Source organism: Nocardioides seonyuensis, from assembly GCF_004683965.1.
Lineage (GTDB): Bacteria > Actinomycetota > Actinomycetes > Propionibacteriales > Nocardioidaceae > Nocardioides > Nocardioides seonyuensis.
In genome coordinates this window covers 2,531,025-2,549,531 of the sequence record NZ_CP038436.1, presented here as the reverse complement: position 1 = coordinate 2,549,531, position 18,507 = coordinate 2,531,025, and the positions used below count along the sequence as shown (strand labels likewise).

Annotated in this window: 16 protein-coding genes; 3 read left to right on the top strand and 13 right to left on the bottom strand. The window is 70.6% G+C overall.

Features of this window, described 5'->3' with window-relative positions; translation table 11 throughout:
• Positions 1-38: 38 nt before the first annotated feature.
• The 3 genes from EXE58_RS12360 to EXE58_RS12350 are packed head-to-tail and all read right to left on the bottom strand — an operon-like array spanning position 39 to position 3,185.
• Positions 39-1,289, bottom strand: coding sequence for a sugar ABC transporter permease (locus EXE58_RS12360; RefSeq protein WP_135268173.1), 1,251 nt, complete (start codon positions 1,287-1,289; stop codon positions 39-41).
• Positions 1,282-2,085 (bottom strand): ATP-binding cassette domain-containing protein, encoded by an 804-nt coding sequence (locus EXE58_RS12355; RefSeq protein ID WP_135268172.1) that lies wholly within the window; start codon positions 2,083-2,085, stop codon positions 1,282-1,284. The genes EXE58_RS12360 and EXE58_RS12355 overlap by 8 nt, the downstream gene beginning before the upstream one ends.
• Positions 2,085-3,185 carry an ABC transporter substrate-binding protein gene (locus tag EXE58_RS12350; RefSeq protein ID WP_135268171.1) on the bottom strand — a complete coding sequence of 367 codons (1,101 nt, stop codon included), beginning with the start codon at positions 3,183-3,185 and terminating at the stop codon, positions 2,085-2,087. Before EXE58_RS12350 ends, EXE58_RS12355 begins: the two co-directional genes overlap by 1 nt.
• A gap of 195 nt (positions 3,186-3,380) precedes the next feature.
• Between EXE58_RS12350 and EXE58_RS12345 the strand changes: the two genes are divergently transcribed.
• Both EXE58_RS12345 and aceB read left to right on the top strand, forming a co-directional pair.
• Positions 3,381-4,541 (top strand): ROK family transcriptional regulator, encoded by a 1,161-nt coding sequence (locus EXE58_RS12345; RefSeq protein ID WP_135268170.1) that lies wholly within the window; start codon positions 3,381-3,383, stop codon positions 4,539-4,541.
• Positions 4,542-4,580: 39 nt separating this feature from the next.
• Entirely contained in the window at positions 4,581-6,188 is a 1,608-nt protein-coding gene (gene aceB / locus EXE58_RS12340; protein WP_135268169.1) for a malate synthase A, read from the top strand.
• 339 nt (positions 6,189-6,527) lie between these two features.
• On the opposite strand, the gene EXE58_RS12335 is transcribed toward aceB, so the two are convergent.
• Positions 6,528-7,862: an HNH endonuclease signature motif containing protein gene (locus EXE58_RS12335; protein WP_135268168.1), complete on the bottom strand. Its 1,335-nt coding sequence runs from the start codon at positions 7,860-7,862 to the stop codon at positions 6,528-6,530.
• A gap of 258 nt (positions 7,863-8,120) precedes the next feature.
• On the opposite strand from EXE58_RS12335, the gene EXE58_RS12330 reads away from it, so the two are divergent.
• On the top strand, positions 8,121-8,453 hold the full coding sequence (locus EXE58_RS12330) for a hypothetical protein (RefSeq protein WP_135268167.1): 333 nt from the start codon (positions 8,121-8,123) through the stop codon (positions 8,451-8,453).
• On the opposite strand, the gene EXE58_RS12325 is transcribed toward EXE58_RS12330, so the two are convergent.
• From EXE58_RS12325 to pucL, 9 genes are all read right to left on the bottom strand, one after another.
• Entirely contained in the window at positions 8,420-9,763 is a 1,344-nt protein-coding gene (locus EXE58_RS12325; RefSeq protein ID WP_135268166.1) for a guanine deaminase, read from the bottom strand. The genes EXE58_RS12330 and EXE58_RS12325 overlap by 34 nt on opposite strands.
• Positions 9,760-10,575 (bottom strand): xanthine dehydrogenase accessory protein XdhC, encoded by an 816-nt coding sequence (xdhC, locus tag EXE58_RS12320; RefSeq protein WP_135268165.1) that lies wholly within the window; start codon positions 10,573-10,575, stop codon positions 9,760-9,762. The genes EXE58_RS12325 and xdhC overlap by 4 nt, the downstream gene beginning before the upstream one ends.
• Position 10,576: 1 nt before the next feature.
• Positions 10,577-12,967 (bottom strand): xanthine dehydrogenase molybdopterin binding subunit, encoded by a 2,391-nt coding sequence (gene xdhB, locus EXE58_RS12315; protein ID WP_135268164.1) that lies wholly within the window; start codon positions 12,965-12,967, stop codon positions 10,577-10,579.
• Positions 12,964-14,424, bottom strand: a complete 1,461-nt coding sequence (locus EXE58_RS12310) for a xanthine dehydrogenase small subunit (RefSeq protein ID WP_135268163.1) — start codon at positions 14,422-14,424, stop codon at positions 12,964-12,966. The genes xdhB and EXE58_RS12310 overlap by 4 nt, the downstream gene beginning before the upstream one ends.
• Before the next feature lie 246 nt (positions 14,425-14,670).
• Positions 14,671-15,486 (bottom strand): bifunctional allantoicase/(S)-ureidoglycine aminohydrolase, encoded by an 816-nt coding sequence (locus EXE58_RS12305; RefSeq protein ID WP_135268162.1) that lies wholly within the window; start codon positions 15,484-15,486, stop codon positions 14,671-14,673.
• A 13-nt stretch (positions 15,487-15,499) separates the two neighbouring features.
• On the bottom strand, positions 15,500-16,831 hold the full coding sequence (gene allB, locus EXE58_RS12300; RefSeq protein WP_135268161.1) for an allantoinase AllB: 1,332 nt from the start codon (positions 16,829-16,831) through the stop codon (positions 15,500-15,502).
• Positions 16,821-17,144 (bottom strand): hydroxyisourate hydrolase, encoded by a 324-nt coding sequence (uraH, locus tag EXE58_RS12295; RefSeq protein ID WP_135268160.1) that lies wholly within the window; start codon positions 17,142-17,144, stop codon positions 16,821-16,823. The genes allB and uraH overlap by 11 nt, the downstream gene beginning before the upstream one ends.
• Complete coding sequence (uraD, locus tag EXE58_RS12290) at positions 17,144-17,653, bottom strand: 2-oxo-4-hydroxy-4-carboxy-5-ureidoimidazoline decarboxylase (RefSeq protein WP_135268159.1); 510 nt, start codon at positions 17,651-17,653, stop codon at positions 17,144-17,146. Before uraD ends, uraH begins: the two co-directional genes overlap by 1 nt.
• Positions 17,650-18,507, bottom strand: a complete 858-nt coding sequence (gene pucL, locus EXE58_RS12285; protein WP_135268158.1) for a factor-independent urate hydroxylase — start codon at positions 18,505-18,507, stop codon at positions 17,650-17,652. Before pucL ends, uraD begins: the two co-directional genes overlap by 4 nt.

Below are 18,507 nucleotides of genomic sequence, written 5' to 3'. Positions count from 1 at the left end.
AGAGGAAACCGTGACAGCCGCCCGGGGGCAAGCCCTCCTCAGCCTCGCCCGCTGGAGGCCCGCGCGCGTCGTGAGATGGAGTCGATGGCCACCGCGAGCAGGAGCACCGCACCGGTCACCATGAAGCGGACCGAGGAGTCGACGCCCACCAGGTTGAGGCCGGTCTGGATCGCCTGCAGCACGATGATGCCGAGCATCGCCGAGTAGGCGGAGCCACGCCCACCGAAGAGCGACGTGCCGCCGATGACGGCCGCCGCGATCGCCGTGAGGTTGGTGTCGGTGGTGCCGCTGGCCTGGGACACCGAGGTCTGCAGGCCCGCAGCCAACAGGCCTCCCAGTGCGGCGAACGTCGAGCAGAGCGCGAAGACCGAGACGTAGATCCGGTCCACCTTGATGCCCGAGCGACGGGCCGCCTCCTCGTTGCCGCCCACGGCGAAGACGTGGCGTCCCCAGCGGGTACGGCGCAGCGCGAGGTCCATGATGACCACGAGCAGGGCGAAGAAGACCCACAGGTAGGTCCAGCCACGGTCGATGTTGACGTAGTAGGTCGCCGCCCCGAGCCCGACCAGCAGGGCGCCGGCCTTGGCGAGCACGACCCCCATGGCTGGTGCGCTGAGGCCGGCTGCCTTGCGCTGCCGGATGGCCCACAGCTGGGAGCCGGCGTAGACGAGGACGATCGCGAGGACCAGGACGTAGGACAGCACCGGGCTGACGAACTCGAAGCGGGTGAACTGCACGAGGAACGAGTCGGAGGGCAGGTTGATCGTGCCGTTCCTGCCCAGGACGTAGAGCAGTGCACCCTGGAAGCCGAGCAGGCCGGCGAGCGAGAAGACGAACGACGGCACCCCCAGCCTGGTGTTGAGGAACGCGTAGAACGCGCCGATCGCGACCCCGACCATGATCCCGGCGAGGATCGCCACCACCTCGCTCTGCCCCTTCTCGACCATGAGAACCGCGGCGCAGGCGGCGGCCAGGCCGCTCACCGAGCCCACGGACAGGTCGATCTCGCCGAGGAGGAGCACCAGCACGATGCCGAGCGCGATGATGCCGATGGGCGCGGCGAACTGGGTGATCGAGACGATGGAGCGTGAGGACAGGAATCGTGGCTCGGCCGCGTAGAAGCCGACCGCGATCACGATCAGGCCGAGCACGACGGGAAGGCTCCCGAGCTCCCCGGACTTCAGGCGGTTCCACGTCGTCCGCAGCATGTCGCGCGGGCCCTGCGAGCGGATGAGCCGCTCGTCGGCCAGGTCGGCGGCCACGGCCGCTTGGGTGACGTCATCAGCCATGGTGGCCGCCTTCCCGCTGCGCGCGTGCCGACACGACGTTGTCAGAGGCACCGGTGATGGCCGCGACGAGGTCCTCGGTGGAGGCCTCCTCGACCTTGAACTCCGCGGCGTTGCGCCCGAGCCGGAGCACCACGATGCGGTCGGCGACGGCCTGCACGTCGGCCATGTTGTGGCTGATCAGGATCACCCCGAGGCCGGTCTCGCGCAGTCGCTCGATGAGGTTGAGGACCTCGGCGGTCTGTGCGACGCCCAGGGCCGCGGTCGGCTCGTCGAGCATGACGACCTTGGGCTTCCCGACGAGGCTGCGCGCGATGGCGACGGTCTGGCGCTGACCACCCGACAGGGAGGCGATGGGGATGCGCACCGACGGGATCTTGGCCGACAGCGTCTTGAGCAGCCGCCAGGACTCCTGCTCCATCGCGACCTCGTCGATGAACGGGCCCACCCGCTTCTCCTGGCCGAGGAAGAGGTTGGCGACGACGTCGAGGTTGTCGCACAGGGCGAGGTCCTGGAACACCGTGGCGATGCCCAGCGACTGGGCCTCGGCAGGACCGCTCACGGTGATCTTCTTGCCGGCGAAGTTGATGTCCCCGGCATCGGGGGTGTAGACCCCCGCGATCACCTTGACGAGCGTGGACTTCCCGGCACCGTTGTCGCCGACGAGGGCGACGACCTCGCCTGCACGGACCTCGAGGTGGACGTCGGTGAGGGCCTGCACGGCCCCGAATCGTTTGGTGACGCCGGCCAGGGAGAGCACGCTCTCCCCGGCCGGTGCCAACGTGTCACTGGTCGACATCAGGAGATGCCAGCCGCCTCGCACGCCTTGGCGTACTCGCCCGTGCAGACGTCTGAGGTCTCGTAGAAGCCGTCGGCGATGACGGTGTCCTTGACGTTGTCCTTGGTCACCACGATCGGGGTGAAGATGTAGGACGTGACGCCTTCGTACTCGGTCTGGTCGATCCCGGTGTCACTGGTGTCGCCGATGTCCTCGCCCTGGGCGAGCTTGACCGCCACCTCGGCGGCCGTCTCGGCCTCGATCGGGATCGGCTTGTAGATCGTCATCGCCTGCTCCCCCGCGAGGATCCGCTGGATGGCGGCGAGCTCGGCGTCCTGGCCGGTGATGGGCGGCAGGGCGTCCTTGGCGACGCCACCGCCGGTCAGGGCCGCGACGACGCCACCGGCCTGGCCGTCGTTGGCAGCGTAGACGCCCTGGATCTCGCTGGCGTCGTACTTGCTGAGCATGTCGGTGACGAACGACTGGGCGTTCTCCGGGCTCCAGTCGGGGTTGTCGTACTCCTCGAGGATCTTGACCCCCGACTCGTCCAGCACGCTGTGGGCGCCGGCCTTGAACTGAGCGGCGTTTGGGTCGCTGGGGGCGCCGTTGAGCATCAGGATGTTGCCCTTGTCGCCCATGGCCTCGACGAGCGCCTCGGCCTGCATCTTGCCGACCGTCTCGTTGTCGAAGGACATGTAGTAGTCGGCCTCCTTGATCAACCGGTCGTAGGCGATGACCTGGGCGCCGGCGTCCTGGGCGGACTGGACCATGCCGCCCGCCCCTGCACCGTTGACCGGGTCGAGCACGATCACGCTGGCCCCCTCGGAGATCGCCGCGTCGACCTGCTGGGTCTGCTTGGCCTCGTCCTGGTCGGCGTTGTAGTAGACGACCTCGCACTCCTCGCAGAGCTCGGCGACCTTGTCCTCGAAGAGCGGGCGGTCGAAGGTCTCGTAGCGCGTGGTCTTGGACTCGGGCAGGAGCAGGGCGATCACCTGGCTCTCGCTGGCGCCGTCCTCACCGCCGGTCTGGGCCTCGTTGGCGCCGCAGGCGACGAGCGCCGTGGTGCTGAAGAGCAGGGCGACGCCGGCGGCGGCGACGCGGTGGATGGGGCTGCGTGACATGGACTCTCCCTGAGCTGGCGGCTCTGCCACGACTTGTGTGAGCACACGGGTGGACAGGCCGGGTGGACACGATGAGTGTGCTGAGTCACATCCCTTGTCGTCAAGACCTGAATGCAAACTGTGACCTGAGGGACCATTGACACGATTTGTACGTCGTTCTTGACGACAAGGTGCCCCACAGCCCACAGTTCCTCCATGAGTCCCCCGCCGGTCCCCTCGGCTCCCGGATCGACCGCATCGCTGCGCACGGCCAATCAGCGCCGCGTCGTCGACGTGCTGCGCGGGGGCGGCGTGGTCGCACAGGCAGACCTCGCCCGGCGCACCGGCCTGGCTCCGGCGACGGTGTCCAGCATCGTGCGCGAGCTCGCCACCGCCGGCCTCGTCACGACCGAGCCCGGCGCCGGGCGGCGGGGTACGACGGTCGCGCTGGCCTCGTCGGCCGGTCTCGTCGCCGGCATCGACTTCGGGCACAGCCACGTCGCCGTGGCGCTCGGCGACGTCACCGGGACCCTCCTCGCCGAGCGGCGCACCCGCCTCGACTCGGGACACCCCCACGACCTGGGCCTCGACACCGCACTGGAGCTTCTGAGGGAGGTCCTGGGCGAGGCCTCCCGCGACCCCGAGGACCTGCGCACCGTCGGGCTCGGCCTCCCGGCACCCATGACCGACGGGGTGGTGCTGTCGTCGGCGATCCTCCCCGGCTGGGTCGGCGTGAACGCCGTCGAGGCAGTGCGCACCCGCTTCGGCGTCGAGGTCCACATCGAGAACGACGCCAACCTCGGCGCCCTGGCCGAGCACCGGCAGGGAGTGGCTCGCGACGTCGACTCCTCGGTCTTCGTCAAGGTGTCCTCCGGAGTGGGCGCGGGCATCGTCCTGAACGACCAGATCTTCCGCGGCAGCGGCGGGACCGCCGGGGAGATCGGGCACCTGACCCTCGACGAGAACGGTCCGGTCTGCCGCTGTGGCAGCCGTGGCTGCCTCGAGGCCTACACCTCGACCGGCGCCCTGCAGGCGATGATGCACACCCAGCTGCCCGACGCCTCCGTCGACGACATCGTCCGCGCCGCGAGCGACGGCAGCGTGTCGGCGCTGCGCGCGATCGAGGACGCCGGACTCCACCTCGGGTGGGCCCTGGCCAGCGTGGTGAACCTGCTCAACCCCGGCCTGGTCGTCGTCGGCGGCGACATGGCCCGCGCCGGGGACCTGTTGCTGGACTCCGCCCGGATCGGGCTGCGCCGGCATGCGCTCGACGCCGCAGCCGCGACGCCGGTGGTCGCATCAGAGCTGGGTGAGCGCGCCTCGCTCGTCGGCGCCGTGCTGCTCGCCGCCGAGCGGACCGCGCTGCTCACCGACTGAGCCCGACTGTGATGAGCTGGGCGAGCGTTACGGTGGCACATGGTCACTCCAGAAGTCGCCGGACCCTCGGTTCCGAGGTCCGAAGAGGTCTTGACCTCCGATGCGCTCGCGTTCCTGTCTGGGCTCGACGCGAAGTTCCACGACCGTCGTGACGAGCTGCTCGCGGCCCGCCGGGGACGCCGTGCCCAGATCGCATCCAGCGGCGCCCTGGACTTCCTGCCCGGGACGGAGGTCGTCCGGTCGAGCGACTGGACGGTCGCGCCGGTTCCGACCGATCTGCGGGACCGCCGCGTGGAGATCACCGGACCGACCGACCCCAAGATGGCGATCAACGCACTCAACTCCGGGGCGAAGGTGTGGCTGGCGGACCTGGAGGACGCCAACACGCCCCACTGGCGCAACGTCGTGGGCGGACAGGTCGTGCTGCGTGACGCCGTACGCCGCGAGCTGACCTTCACCTCGGCCGAGGGCAAGGACTACCGGATCGCTGACCCCGACCGGGTGCCCGTGATCCTGCCGCGGCCGCGTGGCTGGCACCTGGACGAGGCGCACCTGCTCGTCGACGGGCGGCCGATGGTGGGGAGCCTGGTGGACTTCGGGCTCTACTTCTTCCACAACGCCCACGCACTCCTCGCGCGTGGCAGCGCACCGTACTTCTACCTTCCCAAGATGGAGTCCCACCTCGAGGCCAGGCTCTGGAACGACGTGTTCACCCACGCCCAGGCCGCACTGGGCGTGCCTCACGGCAGCATCAGGGCGACCATGCTGATCGAGACCATCACCGCGGCCTTCGAGATGGACGAGATCCTCTTCGAGCTGCGCGACCACGCGGCCGGGCTCAACGCCGGACGGTGGGACTACCTCTTCAGCATCATCAAGAACTTCCGCGACGCCGGTCCGGAGTTCACCCTGCCCGACCGCAACGCCGTCACCATGGACGCACCGATGATGAAGGCCTACAGCGACCTCCTCGTCCAGACCTGCCACCGCCGGAGCGCCTTCGCGATCGGCGGAATGGCCGCCTTCATCCCGAGCCGCCGTGACCCCGAGGTCAACGAGCGGGCCTTCGCCAAGGTGCGTGAGGACAAGACGCGGGAGGCGCGCGCCGGCTTCGACGGCTCCTGGGTGGCTCATCCCGACCTGGTGCCCCTGTGCGCCGAGGTGTTCGACGCAACCCTCGGCGACCGGGCGAACCAGCTCGACGTGAGCCGCAGCGACGTCGTTGTCACAGCTGACGAACTGCTCGCCGTGGACCGCACCCCGGGAGAACGCACCGAACACGGCCTGCGCACCAACGTGCGGGTCGGCATTACCTACATCCAGGCCTGGCTCTCCGGCAACGGCGCCGCCGGCATCGACAACCTCATGGAGGACGCCGCCACGGCCGAGATCTCGCGGTCCCAGCTGTGGCAGTGGATCAACAGCTCCGCCGTGCTCGACACCGGCGACGTCATCACGCGCGAGCTGGTCGAGCGCATCGTGGAGGAGGAGTACGCCGCCCTCCGCGACGTGGTCGGCGTCGAGGTCTTCGAGTTGGGGCACTGGAAGGACGCCCGTCGCCTGTTCGTCGAGTCGGCGTTGGGCGAGGAGTTCCCCGACTTCCTCACGATCCCGGCGTACGACGTCATCCTCGAGTCGGGAGAGTGACCGGACTCGATCGTGCCTTGTGCGTAAAGGCGTCGCTGGTCCTACCTCAGCCCGGTCGTCCATGCGAGAGCTCTCGGTGAAGCTGCCGTCACGGGGTGTTCGTCGAAGTTGCCCTGTCCAGGGGTCGGCTCACTGAGTGCGCTCACTCCGCCCAGAATTCCCGCCTGGACCAGTGACGTATGACGAGCCGGTCGTCCTGACAGCCGCAACGCCATACGTCCCGAGCGGCGTACGACGATGTGGTCGTGGATGTGTCCGGCGGCGGGCACGCCGCGAGCATCGTGCACACACGCCCTTGCGCCGTGAATGAGCGAATTGAAGTGAAGATCCGCCTTCGGCTTACGTCCGTCTGTGGAAGCTGACCTTGTTGTCGGGGCCGGTGCGGGTCTCGTAGCGGGGGTCGTGGGCTCGCCTGTGGTGGTGGGGGCACAGCAGGCGTCCGGTGTCGACGTTGGTGGGGCCGTGGTCGGCTGACCATTCGAGGTCGTGGTGGGCGTGGCAGGCGTCCGGGGGCATGTCGCAGCCCTCGGCGGTGCAGCCCTTGTCACGGACGGTCAGGGCGATGCGCTGGTACTTGGTGTGGAACCTCTTGGAGCGGCCGACGTCCAGCGGCATGGACTTTCCGCCCAGGACGAGCGGGATGATCCCTGCTTCGCAGGCCAGCCGGCGGGCGGTGGAGGCGCTGATCCGGTCGCCGTTGCCCAACGTCGCAACGCCGAGGCCGGTGTGGAGGGCCTTGAGGTCGAGGGTGACCACGACGGTGGCGTTCACACCGGCGGTCTGCGGGAGCCGGTCGGCGGGATAGCGCTCGATGAACTCGCCGAACGCCTGCCCGAGTCGCTGTGGAGTCGGGCGCCATTCACCGGTCTTGGTGTCCTTCAACGCGTCGTGGTCGTGGCGGGCGGGGTTGGCGATCGCGTGCAACGCGAGCTTGAGTGCGGCGCCTTGGTGGGTGGGGAGGGCGAACCTTCCCCAGGTCTTGCCGTGGCCGTCGTCGTGGAGCTTGAGGAACGCGGTCGCGGCGGCGTTCTGGGCCTCCTTCTCGAGGAGCTGCTGCTCCAACGCCTCACCCACCTCGGGGGCGACGACGTCGAGGATGTGCTTGCCGACCCGCCGCAGCACCTTCGCGTCGTGCTCGGCCGCGACCTCCAGCAGGTGGTCACGCGCCTGGGCACGCACGGACGCGTCGATGTGACGAACCGGCCCGTCGGCGGTCTCGACCTCATCCGGGATCGCGTCCACCGCAGCCACGATCACCTGCGCCTGGTCCACCCGCAACGAACCAGCAGCTAGCGCGGCACCCACCGGCGCGTGCAGGTCTTCTTCCAGGCTCTTGCCCAGTCGCACCAGCCGAGCGGCCTCGCCACGGGTCAGACGCGTGCGACGAGCCCACCACTGATGGGTGTGCCGGGCGCCGATCTCGTCACCCAGCCGACGCCGGTCCGCCTCGACACCGACCCGGCACGCCTGCGCGGTCACCCGACCGACAGCCGAGGTCGCCGCCTCCAGCACCCGCGTCACGTCCGGATCAGACAACGCACCCAGCGACAGCGCGCCAAGGTCGTCCAGCGCCTCGCCCACCCGCGCCAACACCCCAGCCACGTGCGGCGAGGCGACCGGCTCGGTGCCCGGCGCACGCCACCCGTGCTGCGGGTCGCTGGCGGAGATACTCACTGGGTTGGCCCTTCCGCGCCTGTGGAGGGCGCGTCGACAACAGGTGTGGAGGCCAGTTCAGTAAGGAAGATTCAGCCGCGTGGGATCGGCTATCAGGTAGGGCCCGAGCTCGAGATTCCTGGTTCGATCGTGTGTTCGATTCTAGTGCGTTTAGGACTCGCGGACAACCCCCGCGCACAAGTTGTGCGACACCGTCGCCTCAGGTGGCAGCGCGATACTCCGTTGCCGCGACCGCCACCACTTGGCACCCTCAGTGGAATGTCCACGAGCCACGAGAACCCGCTGCTCGGCCGATTCCTCGACACCGCCGAGACGGTCGCGCAGACGCGGCCCGACGCGGACCCCGCGATGGCCCGGGAGGCCATGGCTGAAGCGGCCACCCTGCTCCACAACGGACTCGCGCTCGATGGCTTGGACCAACACGATGCCGACGCGGTGATCGAGCGGCTGCGCGTCGACCTGGTGGCCGAGGATCCGGGGGCCGCCGTACGCGCGCGCTCCGAGGCCGCACTGGAGGACCCGGGAGACCTGCACGACCCGGAGGCCGTCTCCGCTGCCTACCTGGTCTCCGCGGCGATACTCCAGCTCTGAGGCCCGGTCGGTCGCCGGAACCCGCCCGAGGAGACCTGCTCGCCCCCGATCCACACGTCCGCCACGTCGGCGTCACCGGCCAGGGCGAACACCTTGCCGAGCGCATCCTCCGGCGAGCCGGCGTGGCGCAGGCCGATGTCGAGCGAGGTCCCTGCGCGCGGGCGCAGGCAGATGGCGTCGAACTGCTTGCCTTCCGACAGGTCGCCGACGGTGTCCGCCAGCCCCAGGACCGCGGCCCCTGCGGCCGTGCTCAGGTGGAGCAGGTGGGCAGGTGTGAGCGGCAGGCCCGCGTCACCGAGGAGTCGCTGGGCGAAGTAGGCCTGGAGCCCCTCCTTGAACATCGAGAACCCGGTGCCGGCGCCGACGTCGGAGCCGAGGGCGACACGGACCCCGTGCTCCACGTGTCGGCGCATCGGGAACAGCCCGCTGCCCAGCGCGGAGTTGCTCGCAGGACAGTGGGCAACCGAAGCGCTGCATCCAGCGATGACCGCGAGCTCGGCGTCGCTGGCGTGGACGTTGTGGGCCAGCACCGAGCGCTCCCCCAGCAGTCCGTGCTGGTCGTAGGTGCCGACGTAGTGCTCGGCGTCGGCGAAGAGCCTGGCCACCTCGGCGACCTCTGCTGGGTTCTCGTTGACGTGCGAGGTGAACCACGCCCCGGGGACGTCCTTCAGGACGGCGGCGCACGCGTCGAGGATCCCCTCGCCCGCCGAGTAGGAGAACCGCGGCGTGACGGCGTAGCGCGTCCGCCCGACCTCGTGCCAGCGGGCAGCCAGGGCGTGCGCCTCGTCGTACGCCCGCTGGGGTGTGGTGAGCAGCGGATCCGGCAGCGCACGGTCGCTCACGACCAGTCCCGACGTCACGCGCAGGCCGACCCTCGAGACCTCCGAGAAGAGAGAGTCCACGGCGGGTGCGAAGTGCGACCCGAAGACGAGCGCGGTGGTGGTCCCGGCAGCAACGAGGCCGTCGACGAACTCCCTCGCCACGACGCGGGCGTAGTCGACGTCGACGAGGCGGCACTCCTCCGGGAGTGCGCACTGCTCCAGCCAGTCCAGCAGCGGCAGGCCGAGACTGCCGATGATCCGCACCTGAGGGAAGTGGACGTGCGTGTCGACCAGTCCGGGCAGCAGGATGCCGTCGCGCAGGTCGACGACGGGTCCGGTGGGGTAGCGCGCCCGGATGCTCTCGAAGCCGCCACGCTCACGGATGACGCCGTCGACGACGAGCAGGCCGGCGTCCTCGTGGCTGCGCAGTGAACCACCAGCGAACGGGTCGTCCGGGGTGTCGAGCACCCGGGCGCGGTAGAGGATCACCGACGGACCTCGGTGGAGTCGGCCGCGATCTCACGGAGCAGGTCGGCGGCGACGGACACCGCGATCGCGGCCGGCTCCTTGCCAGGCAGGCCAGACTCCCCGATCGGGCTGTGGATCCTGGCGATCGTCTGCTCGTCGTGCCCCTCGACCAGCAGGCCCGACCTGAACCTGGCCCACTTGGCGGCCGACCCGATCAGCCCGACGCTGCCCAGGTGCTCGCAACGCAGGGCCGCGTCGCAGACGGCGAAGTCCTCGGCATGGTCGTGGGTCATCACGAGCACGTGGGTGCCCTGCGGCACCGCGCCGAGAGCGAGCTCGGGGACCGGCGAGTGGTGGACACGCACCCGCGCCTCGGCATCGGCCAGGCACGCCAGTCGCTCGTCGGTGAGCTGACCGGAGCGCGAGTCGACCAGGTGCAGCTCGAGGTCGTGTCGCGCCAGGATCCGCGCGAGCTCCAGCCCGACATGGCCGACGCCGAAGACCGCCACGGAGGGTACGACGACCAGCGGCTCGAGCAGCACGGTGACCTCGCCGCCGCAGCACTGGCGTCCGTGGTCCGTGCGGGTCTTGTCGGTCAGGCCCAGCGTGAGCTGCTCGGGGATGGCGACCTGCTCGTCGAGCATCGCCCGCGCCCGGGAGACGGCGGTCTCCTCGAGGTTTCCACCCCCGATGCTGCCCCAGGTGTCGTCGGCAGCGACGACCATCTTGGCGCCGGCATCGCGCGGTGCATGGCCGCGGACATCGACGACCGTGACCAGCACCCCGGCACGACGCTGGCGGCGGAGCTCCTCCACAGCGGCAAGCCAGTGCACGTCAGGCCTCCACCGACTCGTGCCCGACCGCCTCGCGAGAGACCCGCTCGGACTCCGGGTGCAGGCGCGGCGCAGACGGGTCCGGCTTCTCGGGAGCGATCCCGGGACTCCCCACGGCCACGTGGTCCGGGTCGGCGCCACGGGCCCGCTCGACCGCCCAGAACACCTGCTCCGGGGTGGCCGGTGACGCCAGGTCGACGCTGGTGCCCTCAGGGCCGAACGCCGCGGCCGCCTGGCGCAGCGCCTCACGGACCGAGAGCGCCAGCATCAGCGGCGGCTCGCCGACCGCCTTCGAGCCGTAGACCGCTCCGTCCTCGTGGGCGTGCTCGAGGAGCGCGACGTTGAGCTCGTCGGGCAGCTCGCTGAAGCTCGGCAGCTTGTAGGTGCTGGCCGACTGGGTGGTGAGCCGACCGCGGCCCGGGCCGTCGGACTCGTCCCAGCGCAGGTCCTCGAGGGTCAGCCAGCCCGCCCCCTGGACGAAGCCGCCCTCGATCTGGCCGATGTCGACGAGCGGCGACAGGCTGTCGCCCACGTCGTGGACGATGTCCACGCGGCGGGTGCGGTAGGCCCCGGTGAAGCCGTCGACCTCCACCTCGGTCGCCGCGACACCGTAGGCGAAGTACTTGAACGGGTGGCCCTGCATCACGGTCGAGTCCCAGTGGATGCCCTCGGTCCGGTAGAACCCTGCCGCCCACAGCTGCACGCGGCTGAAGTAGGCCTCCCGGACCAGCTCCTCCCACGGGAGGCCGCGACCGGCATCGACCTCGGCGAGCCGCGCCATGATCTGGTGACAGGCGTCCTTGACCGCGCCACCGTTGAGGTCGGCGCTGGAGCTCGCGGCGGTCGCCGAGGTGTTGGGCACCTTGTCGGTCCGGGTGGGCGCCAGGCGCACCCGATGGAGCGGGACGCCCAGCGCCGTCGCCGCCACCTGGATCATCTTGGTGTGCAGGCCCTGGCCCATCTCGGTGCCGCCGTGGTTGATCAGCACGGAGCCGTCCTTGTAGACGTGCACCAGCGCGCCGGCCTGGTTGAACGCCGTGAAGTTGAACGAGATCCCGAACTTCACCGGTGTCATGGCCAGTGCGCGCCTGGTGTGGGGGTGGGCGGCATTGAACTCGGCGATCTCCCGGAGCCGGTCGTCGACCTGCCCGGACGCGATCACCTGGTCCCAGGCCGTCGCGAGCCGGTCGGGGTGACGCACCTCCTGGCCGTACGGCGTGGCCTGTCCTGCGACGTAGAAGTTGCGGCGGCGCAGCTCGAGGGGGTCGACCCCGAGCAGCGGGGCGCAGCGGCCGAGGACGTCCTCGATCACCAGCATGCCCTGCGGCCCGCCGAAGCCGCGGAACGCGGTCTGCGACGTCTTGTGGGTCCGCGCGACACGGCCGTGCACGAGGACGTGCGGGATCCAGTAGGCGTTGTCGACGTGGCACAGCGCGCGTGCCAGCACGGGCTCGCTCAGGTCGAGGCTCCATCCGCCGTCGGAGGTGAGTGTCGCCTCGAGCGCGAGCAGTCGTCCGTCGTCGTCGAAGCCGACCCGCCACTGCGCGTGGAAGCCGTGGCGCTTGCCGGTCATGGTCATGTCGAGGGTGCGGGTGAGGCGTACCCGGACCGGTCGCCCGGTGAGAACCGCCCCCAGCGCCGCGACCGCCGCGAAGCCGTGCGGCTGCATCTCCTTGCCGCCGAAGCCGCCACCCATCCGCAGGCACTGCACCGTCACGTCGTGGTTGTGGCGGCCGAGCACGTGGGCGACGATCTCCTGCGTCTCCGAGGGGTGCTGCGTGCTGCTCTGCACGAACACCTGGCCGCTCTCGTCCACGAGCGCGAGCGCGGCGTGCGTCTCGAGGTAGAAGTGCTCCTGCCCTGCCATCTCCGTGGTGCCGCTGAAGACGTGGGCGGCGTCAGCCAGGCCGGCCTCGACGTCGCCGCGGCTGACCACCGGCTGACCGCCCTGGAAGCTGCCCGCCTCGATCGCCTCCGTCAGCGCCACGATCGCCGGCAGCGGCTCGTAGTCGACCTCGACGGCCTCGGCCCCCAGCCGGGCAGCCTCGAGGGTCTCGCCGAGGACCCAGCAGACCGCGTGGCCGACGAACATCACCTCCTCGGGGAACAGCGGCTCGTCACCCTTCACCCCGGCGTCGTTGACCCCGGGCACGTCGGCGATGGTGAGCACGCGAACCACGCCCGCCACCTCGAGCGCCGCCGCCGTGTCGAGCCGGGTCACCCGGGCGTGCGGATGCGGCGAGCAGACCGGGTGGGCGTGCACCACGTCGCGCGTGCGGTGCACGAGGTCGTCGGTGAAGAGCGCATGACCGGTGACGTGCAGGGCGGCGCTCTCGTGCGCGACAGCGACCCCGACCGCGGGATCGTCCGGGCGTCGTGACAGGTCGCTCATCGGCCCACCTCCGCCGGCAGCCTGCCCGTCTCAGACCACAGCCTGGGCAGCGCGTTGCCGAGCATCGCCGAGCGGTAGGCCGCACTGGCACGGTGGTCGTCCATCGGCGTCCCCTCCCCACGCATCACCTCCGCCGCCGCCTCGACGGTCTCGAAGGTCCATGGCCGGCCCTCGAGCGCCGCCTCCGTGGCGAGGGCGCGGATCGGCGTCGCGGCCACTCCGCCGAGCCCGATCCGAGCGCGTACGACGGTGTCGTCGACCACGTCGAGCGCGAACCCGACCGCGACGCTGGAGATGTCGTCGTACCGCCGCTTGGCGATCTTGTGGAACGCCGTGAGCGCCGCGAGCGGCCGTGGCACACGGACGGACGTGATCAGCTCGCCCGGCCTCAGCACCGTCTCGCGGTAGCCCGTGAAGTAGTCGGCGAGGGCGACCTCCCGATCTCCCTCGCGCGAGGCCAGCACGACACTCGCCTCGAGTGCCAGGAGGGCCGGCGGCAGGTCGCCGATCGGGGAGGCCGTGCCGATGTTGCCGCCGATCGTCGCGGAGTTGCGGATGAGCCTGGAGGCGAAGAGCGGCCAGACCTCGTCGAGCAGCGGCACCTCGCCACCCAGGCCGGCCTCGACCTCGCTGAGGGTGAGCCCGGCGCCGATCTCGATGACCTCACCGGTCGAGAGCCCGCGAAGCCTGGGCAGGTGGTCGACCGCGACGGCGTACGACGCCCGGCGACCGCGCAGGTTGACCTCGACGCCCCAGTCGGTCGCGCCGGCGACCACCGTGGCGTCGGGGTGGTCGTGGAGCAGGTCCAGCGCCTCGGCCAGGCTGCCGGGCCGGACGAACGCGCCCCCCGCTCCGTCGACCCTGGTGGCGGACACCTCGGGAGCGGGCTCTTCCCGCCGCGCCGCCAGCGGGTCGCCCGGGGCGGGCGCTCCGAGGGCCCACGCAGCGTCACGGATGGGCCGGTAGCCGGTGCAGCGGCACAGGTTGCCGCTCATGGCGTGGGGGTCGAAGCCGTTGGGCCCGCGCTCGGCACCGTGCTCGGAGTCGGACCCGCCTTCGAGTGGCTGCGAGTCCGGGCGCTCGGGGCGGTAGTACTCAGCGGCCATGGAGCACACGAAGCCCGGCGTGCAGTAGCCGCACTGGGAGCCGCCGCGCGACGCCAGCTCCGCCTGGACCGGGTGCAGGTCGTCGGGTGTGCCGAGCCCCTCGGCGGTGACGACCTCCTGCCCGTCGAGCGCAGCCGCGGGGACGAGGCACGCGTTGACCGGTGTCCACCTGCTGCCGTCACCGTCGGGCCGGGCGACCAGCACCGCGCACGCGCCGCACTCCCCCTCGGCGCAGCCCTCCTTGGCGCCGGTCAGGCCGAGGCTCCGGAGGAAGTCGAGCGCGTTGGTGAAGGCGGGCACCCCGTCCAGGGTGCGGGGGGTGCCGTTGACGACGATCTGCGGCTCAGGCACGTCACTCCCTTCGGTCGCATGGTTGTGGGAGTCACGGGCCGCCGGTTGTCCATGCCGAACGACGGCCTGCCAGGAACACTCTACGCGGGCGTGACGGCGATCACACCTGTCCTTCGTGCGACCCCCGGATGGATTTCCACTCGCTGGAGTGGAAGTTCATTCGCTCCCACGCTCACCGACGGCCTCAGGCGCGGGATTTCCACTCGCACGAGTGGAAGTTCAGGGCGTCGACAAGATCACTCGCGGTCAGAGGGTCAGGCGCGGGTGCCGGTTGACGTCCTTGTAGAGCAGGTAGCGGAAGGGGCCCGGCCCCCCGGCGTAGCAGGCCTGCGGACAGAACGCGCGCAGCCACATGAAGTCGCCGGCCTGGACCTCGACCCAGTCCTTGTTGAGCAGGTAGACCGCCTTGCCCTCGAGGACGTAGAGCCCGTGCTCCATCACGTGGGTCTCGGGGAAGGGGATCGCACCACCTGGCTCGAAGCTGACGATGTTGACGTGCATGTCGTGGCGGGTGTCGAGCGGGTCGACGAAGCGCTGGGTGCTCCACGCGCCGTCGGTGCCGGGCATGGGCTCGGCGGAGACCTCGGTCTCCTGCGTCACGAACGCCTCGGGGGGCTCGATCCCGTCGACGCGCTCGTAGGCCTTGCGGACCCAGTGGAACGTCGCTGCCGTGCTGTCCTCGTTGCGCAGGGACCAGGTCGTCCCCGGCGGGATGAAGGCGTAGGCGCCGGACCCGACCCGGTGGTCGATGCCCGAGATCGTCAGCCGGAGGGTTCCCCCGACCACGAACAGGACGCCCTCGGCCGCTGGGTCGTCCTCGGGCCGCTCCGATCCGCCGCCAGGCGCCACCTCGACGACGTACCACGAGAAGGTCTCGGCGAAGCCGGACAGCGGGCGCGCCAGCACCCACAGGCGTGTGTCGTCCCAGAACGGGAGCCGACTGGTCACGATGTCGCGCATGGTGCCTCGCGGCAGCACCGCGTAGGCGTCGGTGAACACCGCCCGGTCGGTGGTCAGCTCGGTCTGGGCGGGATGACCGCCGTTCGGCACCCAGTAGGTCACAGCGACACCATCCTCACGAGTCGTCCCTCTTCAGCAGCCGCCCGCGGGGGGCGCCGGCCAGGTCGATCGGCACGCCGCGCAGCCAGGTCTGGCGCACGGTGCCGGTGAGCGTACGCCCGGAGTAGGGCGTCACGGCGTTCTTGTGGTGCAAGGCTGCGGCGTCGACGACCTGCTGGACTTCTGGGGCGAAGACGCAGAAGTCCGCGTCGGCGCCGACGGCGATCTCGCCCTTGCCGCCCAGCCGGGCGCGCCGAGCCGGAGCCGTGGCCATCCAGCGCGCGACGTCGACGAGCGAGGCACCACGTTCGCGACCGGCCGTCCACACCACGGGGAGCCCCACCTGCAACGACGCGATCCCGCCCCACGCGTCCGCGAAGTCACCACTGTCCGCGTGCTTGAGCTCGGGGATGCACGGACTGTGGTCGGTCACCACCAGGTCCACGTCGCCCTGGACGAGAGCAGCCCACAGCGCCTCCCGGTTGGCCTCACCGCGGATCGGCGGGCAGCACTTGTGCTCGGTCGCTCCGTCGGCGATCGACTCGGCGTCGAAGTAGAGATAGTGCGGACACGTCTCGACCGAGACGTCCACCCCGTCCGCGCGAGCGGCCCGCAGGGTGGGAACCGCCCCGGACGCGCTCAGGTGCACGACGTGGACGCGACCTCCCGTCGCCCGAGCCGTGTCGACCACCAGGCCGATGGCACGCTCCTCGGCAGCGTCGGGTCGGCTCTCCAGGAAGGCGGAGTACGGCGTCCCGTGCGGGCAGTCCGCGATCAGGTCGGCCTCCTCGGCGTGGACCAGCATCAGGGAGCCGAGGCGGGCGACCTCGGTCATCGCGTCAGCGAAGTCGTCGGCGGACAGCGCGGGGAACTCCTCCACCCCCGAGTCGAGCAGGAAGCACTTGAACCCGAAGACACCTGAGTCGTGCAGGGCCGCCAGGTCCGGCACGTTGCCCGGCACCGCACCTCCCCAGAAGCCGACGTCGACGTGGACCTGGTCGCGCGCGACGTCCCGCTTGGCCTCGAGGGCGGCCACCGAGGTGGTCGGCGGAATGCTGTTGAGCGGCATGTCGAGGATCGTCGTCACGCCCCCTGCCGCGGCGGCCCTGGTGGCGCTCGCGAAACCCTCCCACTCGGTCCGTCCGGGCTCGTTGACGTGGACGTGGGTGTCGACCAGGCCGGGGAGCAGCACCTCGTCATCGGCCAGCGTCACCTCACGCGCGCCGAGAGCGGGGGCGTCGTACGACGCCAGCTCGACGACGACGCCGCCACGAACCCGCACCGCGACGCTCGTCTCGCGCCCGTCAACAACCGCGCGAACCGCCCGCAACAGGGTCTCAGCTGCCACGGTAGGTCGAGTAGCCGAAGGGACTCAGGAGGAGCGGGACGTGGAAGTGCTCGTCGCTCGCCACGCTGAAGGCCACCACCACCTCCGGATAGAAGGCGTCGATGCCGTCCGAGGTGAACCAGGCGCCGGTGTGGAATCGGATGCGGTAGTCGCCCGGTTCGAGCCAGCCGGGGCCCAGCGAAGCGACACGTCCGTCGTCGTCGGTGACGGCTTCGCCGAGGTCGGTGCCGCTCACGGACTCGAGCGTGACGCGGACTCCGGCGGCCGGTCGCCCGCGGCTGGTGTCGAGGACGTGCGTGCTCAGTGCGGCCATCAGGCGAGGACCTCCTGGATCCGTAGGTGGGCGATCTGGGTCAGCTGCTCGATCGTCTCAGCGCGCTCGACCTCGTCGTTGTTGTCCATCCGGAGCCGGAGCTGGTCGAGGATGTCCCGGCCGCTGCGTCCGGCCGCGCGGATGATGAAGACCCGGCCGAACCGCTCCTCGTAGGCGCGGTTGCCCGCCGCCAGCCGTTCGGCGAGCTCGGCGTCAGCGGGGTCGACACCAGCCTGCTCCCTGGCCGAGAGCAGCTCGTCCTGCGTGGCGGCATCCGCACGCTCACCGATGCGTGGGTGCCGGGCGAGGGCACGCTCGAGCTCGTCGTCGGTGAGGGTCCTGGCGGCGGCGGTCATCCGCTCCTCGATCTGGCCGAGGTGGTCGTAGGGACGGCCCGCGAGCACCTCGTCGGCCCATCTCGGCACGTCGAGACAGGTCAGCAGGTGCCTTCGGGCCTCGTCATCGTCCATCACGTTGAAGGCCGGGATCCCGGCTCGCGAGCGACTCATCCCTGGTCCTCCCTGCACACGGTGGCCTCGATCAGCCCGTAGGGCCGGTCGGCGGCGATGAAGACCTCGCCGGGGTTCTCGAGCCCGAACGGCTCGAGGTCGACGAGGAAGTGGTGCTTGTTGGGCGCCGAGAAGGAGATCTCGGCGATCTCCCCATGGGCCTCCAGCACCGCGCTTCCCATGGCGTGCAGCGTCTGCTGCAGCGCTCGGCTGTAGGTGGTCGCGAACGTCGCCAGCACCAGCGTCCGCACGTCGTCGTGGACCGCGTTCCAGTCCCGCTCCACCGCATCGGCGTAGCGCCACGTGGCCGCCAGCGAGGTGGCCAGGATGCGGTCGTCGGCGTCGGGCAACGTGGTGTACTCGTCGCGCAGGAAGCCCTTGAACTCCGAGCCGGTCGACTTGAGCACGACCAGGTCCTTGATGCCGGAGGTCACCTGCGCCCCCGAGGTCGACACGTCCACCTCGGTGGTGCGGACCTCTCCCCCACGGCGTACGAACGCGTGGTCGTGCCCCACGCCGTCCACGAGGATCCGGTCCCAGGCGTACTCCTCGACGCGGACCGTCGCGCCGGTCGCGGAGGGCGCGGCCTCGAGCAGCCGGCGCGCCAGCGCCAGGCCGTAGTCCTCCGGCGAGGCGATCCCGTGCGACTTCGCGAAGGCGAACGCGGTGTTCTTCTGGGTGTCCGTGGGCAGCACCTGCGACTGGTCGCCCTCGACGTGCGCCGCCGTGAAGTCCCCGCGCAGCGCCGTGGACACGCTGAGGTCGCGGATCTCGTGGCGCGGGGTGTCACGCACGATGCGCACGACGCGCGTCTCCGCCTTGCCGTACTGGTTGGGCCCCAGGACGATTCCCAT